The organism is Brevundimonas sp. (assembly GCF_027484365.1).
Taxonomy (GTDB): domain Bacteria; phylum Pseudomonadota; class Alphaproteobacteria; order Caulobacterales; family Caulobacteraceae; genus Brevundimonas.
In genome coordinates, this window is sequence record NZ_JAIXTC010000030.1 from 41,630 (window position 1) to 55,398 (window position 13,769).

Annotated in this window: 10 protein-coding genes; 4 read left to right on the forward strand and 6 right to left on the reverse strand. The window is 66.5% G+C overall.

All coding sequences use genetic code 11. The annotated features are described in order from the left end of the window. Positions 1-79 precede the first annotated feature (79 nt). Positions 80-3,310 (forward strand): TonB-dependent receptor, encoded by a 3,231-nt coding sequence (locus Q0044_RS15530; protein WP_298163371.1) that lies wholly within the window; start codon positions 80-82, stop codon positions 3,308-3,310. A gap of 150 nt (positions 3,311-3,460) precedes the next feature. Continuing rightward, positions 3,461-4,039 (forward strand): hypothetical protein, encoded by a 579-nt coding sequence (locus tag Q0044_RS15535; RefSeq protein WP_298163372.1) that lies wholly within the window; start codon positions 3,461-3,463, stop codon positions 4,037-4,039. Positions 4,040-4,195: 156 nt separating this feature from the next. On the opposite strand, the gene metH is transcribed toward Q0044_RS15535, so the two are convergent. The 6 genes from metH to Q0044_RS15565 all read right to left on the reverse strand — a co-directional run bounded on the left by metH (position 4,196) and on the right by Q0044_RS15565 (position 11,769). Then, complete coding sequence (gene metH / locus Q0044_RS15540) at positions 4,196-6,862, reverse strand: methionine synthase (protein WP_298163373.1); 2,667 nt, start codon at positions 6,860-6,862, stop codon at positions 4,196-4,198. After that, a complete protein-coding gene (locus Q0044_RS15545; RefSeq protein ID WP_298163374.1) occupies positions 6,862-7,944 on the reverse strand; it encodes a homocysteine S-methyltransferase family protein in 1,083 nt (360 codons plus the stop codon). The genes metH and Q0044_RS15545 overlap by 1 nt, the downstream gene beginning before the upstream one ends. Further along, positions 7,944-8,894, reverse strand: coding sequence for a methylenetetrahydrofolate reductase [NAD(P)H] (gene metF / locus Q0044_RS15550; protein WP_298163375.1), 951 nt, complete (start codon positions 8,892-8,894; stop codon positions 7,944-7,946). Before metF ends, Q0044_RS15545 begins: the two co-directional genes overlap by 1 nt. Beyond that, positions 8,894-9,868 carry an ArsR/SmtB family transcription factor gene (locus Q0044_RS15555; protein ID WP_298163376.1) on the reverse strand — a complete coding sequence of 325 codons (975 nt, stop codon included), beginning with the start codon at positions 9,866-9,868 and terminating at the stop codon, positions 8,894-8,896. Before Q0044_RS15555 ends, metF begins: the two co-directional genes overlap by 1 nt. Before the next feature lie 52 nt (positions 9,869-9,920). Beyond that, positions 9,921-10,733, reverse strand: a complete 813-nt coding sequence (locus Q0044_RS15560; RefSeq protein ID WP_298163534.1) for a DUF6065 family protein — start codon at positions 10,731-10,733, stop codon at positions 9,921-9,923. Positions 10,734-10,833: 100 nt separating this feature from the next. Further along, the gene (locus Q0044_RS15565; protein ID WP_298163377.1) at positions 10,834-11,769 is read right to left on the reverse strand and encodes a 2-hydroxyacid dehydrogenase; all 936 of its coding nucleotides are present in this window, start codon (positions 11,767-11,769) and stop codon (positions 10,834-10,836) included. Between the two features lie 75 nt (positions 11,770-11,844). Between Q0044_RS15565 and Q0044_RS15570 the strand changes: the two genes are divergently transcribed. Both Q0044_RS15570 and Q0044_RS15575 read left to right on the forward strand, forming a co-directional pair. Further along, positions 11,845-13,023, forward strand: a complete 1,179-nt coding sequence (locus tag Q0044_RS15570) for an acyltransferase family protein (RefSeq protein ID WP_298163378.1) — start codon at positions 11,845-11,847, stop codon at positions 13,021-13,023. Further along, positions 13,020-13,649 carry a DUF998 domain-containing protein gene (locus Q0044_RS15575; RefSeq protein WP_298163379.1) on the forward strand — a complete coding sequence of 210 codons (630 nt, stop codon included), beginning with the start codon at positions 13,020-13,022 and terminating at the stop codon, positions 13,647-13,649. Before Q0044_RS15570 ends, Q0044_RS15575 begins: the two co-directional genes overlap by 4 nt. The last annotated feature ends 120 nt before the right edge of the window (positions 13,650-13,769 follow it).

Below are 13,769 nucleotides of genomic sequence, written 5' to 3' on the forward strand. Positions count from 1 at the left end.
GGAGTCGCGATGTTGCATTGCGACGGAGCAATGGGTGGACCTCGCGGGAGGGCCCGTTTGCGCAGCTGGAGACTATACCTTGAAAGTTGAAACCGTCCGTGGGCGCCTGCTGGCGTCGACCATGATCGGTGGAGCCGCGCTGTTCGCTGCAGCCATGGTTCCTTCCCTGGCCCTGATGGCCGTTCCTGGCGTAGCGATGGCCCAGGCCTCGGCGACCCAGGGCGCCCTGTCGGGGACTGTCAGCAGCCAGAGCGGTGCTCCGGTAAGCGGCGCGTCGGTCACCGTCACCTCGAACGCCCAGGGCTTCAGCCGCACTCTGACCTCGGACTCGTCCGGCAACTTCCGCGCTGTCGCCCTGCCTCCCGGCAGCTACACTGTCGCCATCACTGCGAGCGGCTACGACGCCTTCTCCGACTCCGTGACCGTCGGCGTGGGCGGCACGACCTCGGCCGTCTTCACCGTTGGACGCGCAGGTGACTCGTCGGCCACCAACGTCGACGAAATCGTTGTCGTGGGTGTCCGTACCGCCGTGTCGGACTTCGACACGACCACGACCGGCCTGAGCGTCGACGTCGAGACCCTGTCCGCCAGCGTGCCTCTGGCCCGCAACGGCACGGCCCTGGCCCTGCTGGCCCCCGGCGTGACCGCGGGCGACGCGGCCTTCGGCGGCATCCCGTCGATTTCGGGTTCGTCGGCGGGTGAAAACACCTTCTTCGTCAACGGCCTGAACACCACTGACTTCGTCAGCTTCCTGGGCGGCGCGACCGTCCCGTTCGAGTTCTACGAGACCTTCGAGACCAAGACTGGTGGCTATTCTGCGGAGTTCGGCCGTGGCACCGGCGGCGTGGTCAACGCCACGACCAAGTCCGGCGGCAACGAGTGGGAATTCGGCCTGACCACCTATTGGGAGCCGGAATCGCTCCGCAACTATTCGCCGAACACCTATCTGGCGCTGAACGAGTTCGACAGCGTCGAAAGCTGGGACGTCATCCTGGAAGCCGGCGGCCCGATCATTGAGGATCGCCTGTTCGTGTACGGCCTGTACAACCAGCGCTACCGCGAAACCTATAACCAGAGCGCCTCGAACCTCGGGTTCCGTAACGAGGACGACAGCCCGATCTACGGCGGCAAGGTCGACTTCATTATCGCCGATGGCCACCGCCTGGAAGGCACCTACTTCTCGGACGCCACCGAAACCGACATCAACCAGCGCACCTTCTTCGCCGGCACGACGGGTGGATCGCGCGACGACGGCACCTATCAGGTCAAGAACGGCGGCGATAACTGGGTCATGCGCTACACCGGTCAGTGGACCGACTGGCTGACGACCTCGCTGGCCTATGGAGAGACGAACAACAACTCTGAGTCGTCCTCCTCGGAAGACGGCAACCCGGTCATCACGGACATCACCGGCTTCGATTACAACAACGACGGCACCCTGGATGTTGTTGCACCGTTGGGTGCCCAGCGGGGCAACTGGCTGGTCGGCTCGCCGGGCACTAATGACGACAAGCGCGAAATGCTGCGCTTCGACGTCGACATGTACTTCAACCTGTTCGGCGCTCACCATATCCGCGCCGGCATCGACAACGAGAACCTTACGGGCGCGCAGACGCTGTCGCGTTCGGGTTCAGGCTTCAACATCTGCCGTAACAGCGGCCAGCCGATCAACCGCGCGGTCGGGGCTGACGCCCTGCTGTGCTCGGGAACGCGGACCGGCGGGGTCGCCTATCGCTACCAGACGCCGGATGCCTTCGGCCGTCCGACCCGCGTTCGCGTCGAGGTCTACAACAACGACGGGGCCTGGGAATCGACCCAGAACGCCTACTACATCCAGGACAGCTGGCAGGTCACCGACCGTCTGACCCTGAACCTGGGCGTGCGTTCGGAAAGCTTCGAGAACTCGAACATCACCGGTGACGTCTTCGTCGACATCCAGGACCAGATCGCTCCGCGTCTGGGTGCGACCTACGATGTGTTCGGCGATCGCACCGCCAAGTTGTTTGGCTCATATGGCCGCTACTTCCTGCCCGTCGCGGTCAACACGAACCAGCGTCTGGCCGGCCGTGAACTGTATTTCCGCGACCTGTACGATCTGAACCGTACGAACGGTAACCTGACGATCGACGCCAACCAGGACGGCATTCGCGACGACAACGATCAGCCGATCCTTGGCACGCCGCGGCCGGGGAGCGCCACGACGTTTGCCGACGGAACTACCCGCCCCACCAACACCCAGGTGGATGCCGAGCTGAAGCCGATGTACGTGGACGAGTTCATCCTCGGCTACTCGCAGGAGTTCTCGAACAGCTGGGGTGACTTCACCGCCAGCGTCACGGGCACCTATCGTGACCTGGGTCGCGCGATCGACGACATCGCCATCGACAGCGCCCTGCAGGCCTACTGCGCCGCTGCCGGCGGCGGTCTGACGGCGGCGAGCTGCTACTCGGTCTGGTCGGGCTTCCACCAGTACGTTCTGGCCAACCCCGGTGAGGACGTGACCGTGACCCTGGCCGGTTCCGACCTGGCGGCGGCTTCGGGCGGACGCATCACCCAGGACCGTCAGGTCACCCTGTCGGCCGATGCCCTGCGCTTCCCGAAACCCGTCCGCGAGTACACGGCGGCCGAATTCACCCTCGAACGCGCCTTCGACGGCGTCTGGGGCGGACGCGTCAGCTACGTCTGGTCGGATAACGAGGGCAACTACGAAGGCGCTCTGAAGTCCGACAACGGCCAGGCCGACCCCGGCCTGACCCAGGACTATGACGTTCCCGGTCTGGCCGACGGTGCCTCCGGCAAGCTGCCGAACCACCGCGAACACTCGTTCAAGGCCTATGGCAACTGGCAGGTCACTCCAGCCTTCAACATCGGGACGAACATCATCGTGCAGTCCCCCCGCCAGTTCGGCTGCCAGGGCGTCCACCCGCAGACGGATCCGAACTCGCTGGACGACGATTTCGCCGCCTTCTACGGCGCGGCATCGTGGTACTGTGATCGGACGAATGACGGTGTGCTCAACTCATTGCCCACCCCGCGCGGCACGGTGTTCGAAAGCGATTGGCTGACCCAGGTCGACCTGACGTTCGCCTATACGATCTCCGATCGCTGGGGCATCCCCGGTGAAGGCGTGACCCTTCGGGCCGACGTGTTCAACGTCTTCAACTCCGAAAACGAGCTCGACTTCAACGAGTTCGGTGAGATCGACGTTCAACGCTACCCCGGTCCGGGCGATATTGACCCGAACTATGGCAAGGTCAGCTCCTATCAGACACCCCGCTTCGTCCGTCTGAGCGCCTCGATCAAGTTCTAGACCTTTACTGACGACGACATGAGCATAACTGGGCGGCGGATCTCCGGATCCGCCGCCCTTTTCTTTGGGCAATCGGCGCCGCAGAAAAACCATTGGGACGCTTCAGGCGTTGGGTGGGGTGAACTCCCCGAAACAGATCACGGACTGTCCATGCGCCTTCGTCTCGCCGCCTCTCTTTTCGTCCTGGCCCTCGCCGCCCAGTCCCCGGCCCTCGCTCGCCAGGACGACGGCCCGGTCGTCACGGCCCGGGACGCCGGCGAAAGCACAGACTCGCTGCGGGCGCGCGAGGCCATCGCCTATGAGACACCGCTGCCGCGCGGTGCGCCGGAACAGGACTATCCGCTGGTGGCCTGGTGCGCCGCTCTCGTGGAGGGCCATATCGCGCTCGGCCGCAGCCTGACGACCGCCGACGATCTGGATCGCGACATCATCCGTCTGGGTGGTCTTGAGGCGGCGGATTTCCGCGATGCGCTCCGCGCCGGTCAGGGCCGCCAGACGCCTGCGACCCTCGCCGCCGCCCGCGCCGCAGAGGCGGACGCCGCCGCCAGATGGCTGCCCTTGCAGGCCCAGGAAGACGAACGGGCCCGCAGTGAGGCTTTCGGCCTGTTCTTCGGCCTGCCCGGCCGCTGCGAACACGCCGCCCGCCGGGTCCGCGAGAATATCACGACCCCGCCGGTGACGCTCGATCAGGCCGGTCTGGACGAGGTCGGCGTACCGAAGGCGGAGTAGGTTTTGCAGTCTCCTCCCTGTCGCTTAGCGATGGGGAGGTGGGTGCGAGCTCTTCGCGAGCAGACGGAGGGGCTCTGACGGCGGCAAGAACCCCTCCGTCTCTCCGCTGCGCTCCGAGCCACCTCCCCACGCCTGCGGCGCAGGGAGGAGACCCGATCAGGCCGCCGCCACGCGCTCCGCTGCGCCCGGCTCGTAGTTGAGGATCGGCGCGAGCCAGCGTTCGGCGGTCGCCACGTCCCAGCCCTTGCGAGCGGCGTAGTCCTCGATCTGGTCCAGATCGATCTTGCCGACACCGAAATAGTGGCTGCCCGGGTGGCCGAAATAGAGGCCCGAGACCGAGGCCGGCGGGGTCATGGCGAAGCTTTCGGTCAGGGCCATGCCCGCGTTCTGTTCGGCCTGCAGCAGGCGGAACAGGGTGGCCTTTTCCGTGTGGTCGGGCTGGGCCGGATAGCCGGGAGCCGGGCGGATGCCCTGGTACTGTTCGGCGATCAGCTCATCGGGTGTCGACACCTCGTCGGCCGCATAGCCCCACAACTGCGTCCGGACCTCCTTGTGCAGCCGCTCGGCGAAGGCCTCGGCCAGACGGTCGGCCAGGGCCGCCGCCATGATGGCGGAGTAGTCGTCGCCGGCGTCCTTGAACCGCTTCGAGGCTTCCAGCTCGCCGTGGCCCGTGGTGACCGCAAAGGCGCCGATATGGTCTTGGCCCGTCTCGGCCACGAAGTCGGATAGGGCCAGGTTCGGCTTGCCGTTCGACTTCCGGATCTGCTGGCGCAGGGTGTGGAAGCGGGCGATCTCTTCGGTGCGGCTTTCGTCGGCATAGACGGCCACGTCGTCGCCGACGGCGTTGGCGGGCCAGAAGCCGACCACGCCTTTGGCCGTGAACCACTTCTCGTCGATGATCTGCTTCAGCATGACCTGGGCGTCGGCGAACAGGTCTTTGGCCGCCTCGCCGACGATCTCGTCCTCGAGGATCAGGGGATAGCGACCGATCAGCTCCCAGCTGGCGAAGAACGGCGTCCAGTCGATGTGGTCGGCCAGGTCCTGAAGGTCCCAGCTGTCGAACGCCCTGACCCCGAGGAAGGACGGCTTGCCGGGCATGGGCTGGGCCGGGTCGATCCGGAACCGGTTCTCTCGCGCCTGGGGCAGGGTGGCGCGCGCCTTGACCTCCTGTCCGCGCGCATACTGCTCGCGGATGCGGATGTATTCGTCGCGGGTGATGGCCTCGTTCTTTGCCCGTTCGGTCTTTGACAGCAGGCCGGAGACCACGCCCACGGCGCGCGAAGCGTCGACGACATAGGTGGTCGACCCGGCCGAATAGCCGGGCTCGATCTTCACGGCCGTATGGGTCCGGCTGGTGGTCGCCCCGCCGATCAGAAGGGGGATGTCGAACCCGCGCCGCTGCATCTCGCGGGCGACGAAGACCATCTCGTCGAGCGAAGGGGTGATCAGGCCAGACAGGCCGATGATGTCCACCTTGTGCTCGACGGCGGCGTCAAGGATCCGGTCGGCCGGGACCATGACGCCGAGGTCGATGACCTCGTAGTTGTTACATTGCAGCACGACGCCGACGATGTTCTTGCCGATGTCGTGGACGTCGCCTTTCACGGTCGCCATCAGGATCCGGCCGGCCTGTTCGCGCGGCTTGCCGGCCTTCTCGGCCTCCATGAAGGGCTCCAGCCAGGCCACGGCCTGTTTCATCACCCGGGCGGACTTGACCACCTGGGGCAGGAACATCTTGCCCGAGCCGAACAGGTCGCCGACCACGTTCATCCCGTCCATGAGCGGGCCCTCGATGACGTGCAGCGGCCGGTCGAACGACAGTCGGGCCTCTTCGGTGTCGGCGTCAATGAACTCGGTGATGCCGTTGACCAGGGCGTGTTCAATCCGCTTGCCGACGGGCTGGTCGCGCCACTTCAGGTCGACGACGCGCGCCACCCCCTTGTCGCCCTTGTAGTTGGGGGCGATGTCGACGAGGCGTTCGGTGTTGGAGACATTGGTCCGCTGGGGCCGGTTGAGGATCACGTCCTCGACGGCCTCGCGCAGCGTCGGGTCGATGTCCGTATAGACCGGCAGGTCGCCGGCGTTGACGATGCCCATGTCCATGCCCGCCGCGATGGCGTGGTAAAGGAAGACCGAGTGGATCGCCCGGCGCACGGGCTCGTTGCCGCGGAAGCTGAACGAGACGTTCGACACCCCGCCCGAGATGCGGGCGTAGGGCAGGGTGGCCTTGATGACCTTGACCGCCTCGATGAAGTCGACAGCGTAGTTGTCGTGTTCCTCGATCCCCGTCGCCACGGCGAAGATGTTCGGGTCGAAGATGATGTCCTCGGGCGGGAACCCGACCTCGTCCACCAGGATGCGATAGGCGCGGGTGCAGATCTCGATCTTGCGGGCGGCGGTGTCGGCCTGGCCGACCTCGTCGAAAGCCATGACGACGACGGCAGCGCCGTAGCGCAGGCATTTCACGGCCTGTTCGCGGAACTCGGCCTCGCCCGCCTTCATCGAGATCGAGTTGACGATCGGCTTGCCCTGGACGCATTTCAGGCCCGCCTCGATCACCTCCCATTTGGAGGAGTCGATCATCACCGGCACGCGGGCGATGTCGGGCTCGGCGGCGATCAGGTTGAGGAAGGTGATCATGGCCTGCTTCGAATCCAGCAGGCCCTCGTCCATGTTGATGTCGATGATCTGGGCGCCGGCCTCGACCTGCTGGCGCGCGACGGTCAGGGCGGCGGAGTAGTCGCCCTCGACGACCAGTTTCTTGAATTTGGCCGAGCCGGTGACGTTGGTTCGTTCGCCGACGTTGATGAAAGTGGGACGCATCAGGCTACCAGTTCGAATGGTTCCAGCCCGGACAGCCGCATCGCCACCGGACGCTCGGGGATTTCCCGCGTCGGCAGTTTCGCGACGGCCTCGGCCGTGTGTTTGATGTGGTCGGGCGTCGTGCCGCAGCAGCCGCCGACGATGTTGACCAGGCCCGAAGCCGCCCATTCCTCGATGAAGTGGGCCGTCTGGTGCGGTTCCTCGTCATACTGGCCCATGGCGTTGGGCAGGCCGGCGTTGGGATAGGCGGCGACCAGGGTGTCGGCGACGCGGCTCAGTTCGGCGATGAAGGGCCGCATAAGGTCCGCTCCAAGCGCGCAGTTGAAGCCGACGGCGAACGGCTTGGCGTGGCGCACGGAGTTCCAGAAGGCTTCCGCCGTCTGGCCCGACAGGGTCCGGCCCGAACGGTCGGTGATGGTGCCGGAAATCCAGATCGGCAGGGCTTCCATGCCCTCGTCCTCGAGGTCCTTGATCGCCTTGATCGCCGCCTTGCAGTTCAGCGTGTCGGTGATGGTCTCGATCAGATAGAGGTCGACCCCGCCCTCGTTCAGGGCGCGGATTTGATGGCGATAGGCCTCATAGACCTGGTCGAAGGTGACCAGACGCGCGCCGGGATCGTTCACGTCCGACGACATGGACAGCATCTTGTTCAGCGGCCCGATCGAACCGGCGGCGAAGCGCGGCTTGTGCGGCTCCTTCTCGGTCCAGCGGTCGGCGGCGGCGCGGGCCAGTTTCGCCCCTTCCAGATTAATGTCCCAGACCGCCTGTTCGTCGAGCTTGTAGTCGTCCTGGGCGATGACCGTGCCGGAGAAGGTGTTGGTTTCGGAGATGTCCGCGCCGGCGCCGAAATACTGGTCGTGAAGGTCAGAGATGACGTCCGGGCGGGTGATGCACAGGATGTCGTTGTTGCCCTTCATCTGGTCTTTTTCGTTGTAGCCATTGGCTTCGACGAAGCGGTCGCCACGGAAGTCGGCCTCCTCCAGCCCGACGCGCTGGATCATCACGCCCCAGGATCCGTCGAGAACCAGGATGCGTTCGGCGGCGGCCCTGTGCAGGGCGGCGATGCGTTCGGCGCGGGTCATCAGTCAGCCTTCTGTTCGCGGACACCAAGGACGCGGCAGATCGCATAGACCAGGTCGGCGCGGTTCAGGGTGTAGAAGTGGAAGTCGGAGAAACCCTCTTCCTGCAGTCGGGCGCAGGTCTCGGCAGCGACGGAGGCGGCCAGCAGCTTGCGCGTCTCCGGGTCGTCGTCGAGGCCTTCGAAATGGGCCGCCAGCCAGTCGGGCACAGAGGCGCCGCACGATCCGCACATGCGCTGCAGACCGGCAAAGTTCGACACGGGCATGATCCCGGGGATCAGGGGGATAGTCACACCCGCAGCCCGCACCCGGTCGCGGAAGCGCAGGAAGGCGTCGATGTCGAAGAAGAACTGGCTGACCGCGCGGGTGGCGCCGGCGTCGATCTTGGCCTTGAGCACGTCTATGTCGTGGTCGATCGACGGGCTCTCCGGATGCTGTTCCGGATAGACGCCGACCGTGACGTCGAAGCCGCCGACGCGGCTGATGGCCCGGGTCAGTTCCGTGGCGTTGGCGTAGCCGTCGGCGCGGGGTTGATAGACGCCGCCGATCCCGGCGGCGCCGGGCGGGTCGCCGCGCAAGGCCACGATGTGGTTCACGCCGATCGACTTGTAGTCGCGGATGACCTCGTCGACCTCGTCACGGCTGGCGTCGACGCAGGTCAGGTGGGCGGCGGGCTTCAGCGTGGTCTCGGTCAGCATCCGCTGCACGGTCCGGTGGGTCCGCTCACGGGTCGATCCGCCGGCGCCATAGGTCACCGAGACGAACTCGGGGTTCAGCGGCTCCAGCCGACGCACGGCCTCCCACAGGGTCTCTTCGGCCTTGTCGGTCTTGGGCGGGAAGAACTCGAACGAAACACGGACCGGATTGGCGTTCTGGCCCGCACGAGCCACCGGCCCCAACGGCGACAGCAGCAGGGCGCGGGCTTCAGCGAGAGAGGTGGCGTTGGCGGCCATCAGGCGACGCTCCTTGATGCGACAGGGGCCAGCGTCTGCGGGCGGGTCGCGGTCCAGATGGTGACAGTCAGCCCTGCCTGGTCGGGGGGCAGGGCGATGGAGGCGGAGGCGTCGAGACCGGCTTCGACGAGCCAGCGCCCGATCTCGTCGTCGGCGAAGCCCAGCCTGCGGTGCTGGTGCTCCTCGCGCAGACGCTCGAGGTCGTGCGGCGCGAAATCGACGATCAGCAGCTTGCCGCCGGGGCTGACGACGCGGGCGGCTTCGGCCAGGGCGGCGCCGGGATCGGCGAGGTAGTGCAGCACCTGGTGCACCAGCACCAGATCGGCCGACTGGGCGGGCAGGCGAGTGGCGAAGATGTCGCCGTGGCGCAGCTCGACCTTTTCCAGCCCGGCCCTGGCGACATTGGCCCGGGCGATGTTGAGCATGTTCTGGGACAGGTCGAGGCCGATCGACATCTTCGCCTTCTTCCCCAGAAGGGTCAGCATCCGCCCCGATCCGGTGCCCAGATCGACGACGCGCTCGAACGGACCCGGTCCGGCGGCGCGTTCGATGGCGCTCTCGACCGCCGTCTCGGAAACATAGAGGGACCGGATGTGGTCCCAGCTCGGGGCGACCTGTTCGAAATAGGCGGCGGCCGCAGTGGCGCGTTCGTCGCGCACGGCGTCCAGCCGACGGTGATCCGCCTCGCCTTCGGCGTCGTCGAGCAGGTCCAGAACGGTGTCGATCAGCCGCCGCGCCAGAGGTTCGTGCGACACACGGTAGAAGACGCGTGCGCCGTCAGGGAAGCGCTCGATCAGACCAGCATCGGCCATCAGCTTCAGATGGCGCGAGACGCGCGGCTGGCTCTGTTCCAGCACACGGCTCAGTTCCATCACCGAAAGCTCCTCGCCGGCCAGCAGCGACAGGATGCGCAGGCGCGTCGGCTCGCCCGCGGCGCGCAGGGCTTCGACTGTCTGATCGGCGGTCAGCGACATGATATAATCATATAAGGATATCCTTATATGATGTGAAGAAGGAAACGGCCGGTCAGGCCTTTGTCTGAGCGGTCCATGTCCGGAAGCCGACATGGGCCTTCGACGGCGGCGCAGGCTCCGGCGAAGGGGCATCGGGCAGGGGGGCGAGACGGCGCTTGTTGACGTGTTCGGCCGGGGCCTCAGCGATCCTGTCGGGGAATTCGCCGCGGAAATAGAACCGTTGCCACGCCTGTTTGATCGCCTCGGGGTCTCCAGCGGCCATGCGGGTGTTGAAGTCGGTCCGCACCTCCGACCATTTCCGGTACTGCAGGGCCAGGTCGCCGTCCGGGTCCATCGAGGCCCGCACCGGGACGAAGGCCTCGACCCGGTGATGCTGAACCGGCTGCAGGAAGCAGAAGGGCTCGTCCTTCTCGAACCGGATCACGCCGGGCGCGGTGAAACGCCAGTTCATCGTGAAGGGGTAGGGCAGCCAGTCGGTCTCGGTCAGACCCTCCAGAGCCTGGATCCCGTGCTTGAACCGGTTCGGCACGCCCGAGGCCCGCATGGCCCAGCCGGGCGGGGTCCGGAACAGCCAGCCGGTGTGGAAGGTCAGCACCCCCTCGGTGAAGTGAGAGGCGGCGAAATGCTCGAAGAAGGTGGCGTCGTCATCGGGCCGGAACGCGATGGAATCCGCCCCCATCCGTCCGTCCCACTCGGCCTCGAACCCGAAGGGGCACAGCAATTCCCACCCCGTGGTGTTGGCCATGGTCAGGGGCAGGCAGCGATAGGGATGGCGGCCCGCGAATTCGTCCATCCAGTCGCGCTCGGGCCGGCCCGGAACCATGCGCGGCGGGTCGTCCCGCATCGGATAGCATTCCAGCGTCAGGGCGGAGGATTCAGTCCGGGCGGCGATATCGGTCAAGAGCGGGTCTCGTGTGGGGCGGCCGCACCCTGCCGCGACGACCACGGCCTTCGCAAGGCCGGTTTCAGGCGCTCTGCACGACCGGCGTGACCAGAGGCTCTCCCGACACGGCGGCGGCCAGGTTCCTCATCAGCAGGATCAGCATGCCCTGCACCGCCTCGGAGGTCGCGCCGCCAGTGTGCGGCGTCAGGACGACATTGGGCACGTCAGCCCAGCGCGCCGCCGGCGTCGGCTCGGTCTCGAACACGTCGAGCGCCGCCTGACCCAGCCGACCGGCCTTCAGGGCTTCGATCAGGGCGTCCTCGTCCACGAGCGACCCGCGCGCCACATTGACCAGCAGGCCGGTCGGCCCGAGCGCCTCGATCACCTCGGCCGAGATCAGTCCACGATTGCTCCCGTCCGCCCGGCAGGCCACCACCAGCACGTCCGAATCCCGGGCCAGTTCCAGCAGCGATCCGGCGCGCGGCCAGGGCGAGTCCTTCGCCCGAGGCCCCCACCAGGCGATCGGACAGCCCATGGCCTCGACCCGTTTCGCCACGGCCTCGCCGATCAGGCCGAGGCCGACAATCCCGACGCGGCGCCCCTTCATCGACGGCGTCATCAGCCGCGCGTCCATGGACCACTGGCCGGCCTTAAGGGTCCGGTCGCCATCCACGATCCGGCGCGACGCCGCCAGGAGCAGTCCCAGGGCATGGTCGGCCACATCCTCGTGGTTCACCGCCGGGGCATGGGTCACCGGCAGGCCGCGCGCCTCGCACCAGTCCAGATCGATGCCGTCATAGCCCGAGGTGAAACAGGCGATCAGCTTGAGGTTCGGCAAGCGCTCCAGCACCGCGATGTCCAGCGGATCCTCGCCTGCCACCACCACCGCCTCGATCAGGTCCTGCGCCGCGACAGGCGGATGCTCCCAAAGCCGGTGGACGTTGTAGGCGCTCTCCAGAAACCCCGTGAGCGGCCCGAGCAGGGAGGGCATGATCAGAACGTGCGGGCGATGGGGCATGGCCTGATCCTAACCCTCTCGCGGCGGTGGGGAAGAGGCGTGGACAGACAACTCTCTGTCGATCATAGACGCGCCGTGCAAACCGCTTCCGGTCCCGTTCGTCGCCTCGATCTGGACTGGATCCGGCTGTCGGCGTTCGGCCTGCTGATCCTGTACCATGTGGGCCTGGTCTATGCGCCTTACGACTGGCACATGCACAGCACCCACACCTTCGAATGGATGCGCGAGGGGGTGCTGGTCACCAATCCCTGGCGGCTGACCTTGCTGTTCCTGGTCTCGGGCGCCGCGCTGCGCTTCATGACCGCGCGCCGGACCGCCGGTCAGGTGGCCAGGGCGCGGGCGGAGCGTCTGATTCCGCCGCTGATCTTCGGGACCCTGGTGCTGGTGCCGATCCAGTCGTGGATCGAGGCGATGGACAAGGGCGGCTGGAGCGGCGGGCTGCCCGGCTGGTGGTGGCACGAGTTCAGCCTCTCGGGCCTCTCGAACGGGGTGCCGGTCAACCACCTGTGGTTCATCATCTACATCGCGGTCTACAGTGCTGTGGCGGTGCTGCTGATGCTGCGACCGGCGGATCTCGACCGGGCCGAGGCGGGGCTGACGCGGCTGTTGTCGGGCTGGAGGGTGATCGCGGTCCCGATCGTCTATCTGATCCTGATCCGTCTGACCCTGTTTCCGATGTTCGGCCTGACCAACCGGCTGACCCACGACTGGTACAACCACGCCCTGTCGCTGGGCGCCTTCCTGTTCGGCTTCCTGATCGTGCGCCAGGAGAGCATCTGGCGCGATCTGGAGCGCTACCGCTGGGTTGGCGTGATCCTGGCGGTCATCGCCCTGCCGATCATGATGATGCAGACCGCCCACCCGGGCGGCGGCGCCTTCTGGGGCATCCCCCGGGGAGTCGTGTTCGCGATCGACCAGTGGGCCGTGATCACGGCCATTCTCGGCTTCGGCAGCCTGTATCTGCGACGGGCCGACAGTCGGGTGCTGCACTACCTCAGCGACGCGGTCTTCACCTGCTATCTCGCCCACCAGACCATCCTGGTGGTGGCGGTCTGGCTGATCCAGGACCGGGGTTGGCCCGCGCTCGTCGAGGCCCCGGTCCTGACCGTCATCACCATCGGCGGCAGTCTGCTGATCTATGAGATCGTGCGGCGCATCCCGTTGATCCGGCCGATCTGGGGCCTGAAACCGTTGAAGGCCAGGCCGGCCGCGCCCCCGGGCCTGCCGGCCGCGGAGCGCGGAGACCCCGCATGAATTTGGCCCGGCCCGAACTGCGACAGGCGGCGCGCGGGCTGCTGCTCGTCGGGGTCGCCGCGCCGATCCTCGCCCTCGTGGCTGTGCTGATCGCGGCCGTGTCCTATGCCGGGTTCGACCACGCGCGTCAGTACCTGAGCGAACTGGGCGGCGAGACGGCGGCCCATCCCTGGATCTTCAATTTCGGGGTGCTGACCGCCGGCGTCATGACCGGAGTGGCGGGGATCGGATTCGGGCTGGCGGTGGTGATCCTGACCCGCTCGCCGGTGTCAGCCGTGCTGGTCGGCCTGTTGTTCATTCTGGCCGGGATCGGGCTGGTGATGTCGAGCCTCTATCCCTGGCCTGACCCCAGACACATGGCGATCAATCTCGGGCTGGGGATTCAGCTGGCGCCGGTCTTCCTGCTGGTCGGACTGCGGCAGAGCCTTGAGCTGACCCGTCTGAAGCGCTTCCTGGTCGGGGTTTTCGTGATGATGGCGGTGCTGACCGTCCTGACCAAACATCTCGTGTTTCCCGGAACGGTGAACGATTTCAACGTCGGCTACTGGGAGCGCGCCTTTGCGATCGTTCTGGTCGGCTGGGTGGGCGTGGCGGCCCATCTCCTGAGACGCGCCCTCGTCCGCTGAGACCGGGCGCGCCGCGACAACGCATTTGCAACAAAAAGTGCCGTTATCACCATTCCGTGATTGAAAATCGCGGAAGAGTGAACGAGAGTGCCGGAATGGTGCGGCGCAACAACAGCGTCC

Coding starts and splice junctions, on each gene's coding strand:
- Q0044_RS15575 (WP_298163379.1), top strand. CDS start 13,020: ATGAATTTGGCCCGGCCCGAACTGCGACAGGCGGCGCGCGGGCTGCTG.
- Q0044_RS15555 (WP_298163376.1), bottom strand. CDS start 9,868: ATGTCGCTGACCGCCGATCAGACAGTCGAAGCCCTGCGCGCCGCGGGC.
- Q0044_RS15565 (WP_298163377.1), bottom strand. CDS start 11,769: ATGCCCCATCGCCCGCACGTTCTGATCATGCCCTCCCTGCTCGGGCCG.
- Q0044_RS15545 (WP_298163374.1), bottom strand. CDS start 7,944: ATGACCCGCGCCGAACGCATCGCCGCCCTGCACAGGGCCGCCGCCGAA.
- Q0044_RS15535 (WP_298163372.1), top strand. CDS start 3,461: ATGCGCCTTCGTCTCGCCGCCTCTCTTTTCGTCCTGGCCCTCGCCGCC.
- metF (WP_298163375.1), bottom strand. CDS start 8,894: ATGGCCGCCAACGCCACCTCTCTCGCTGAAGCCCGCGCCCTGCTGCTG.
- metH (WP_298163373.1), bottom strand. CDS start 6,862: ATGCGTCCCACTTTCATCAACGTCGGCGAACGAACCAACGTCACCGGC.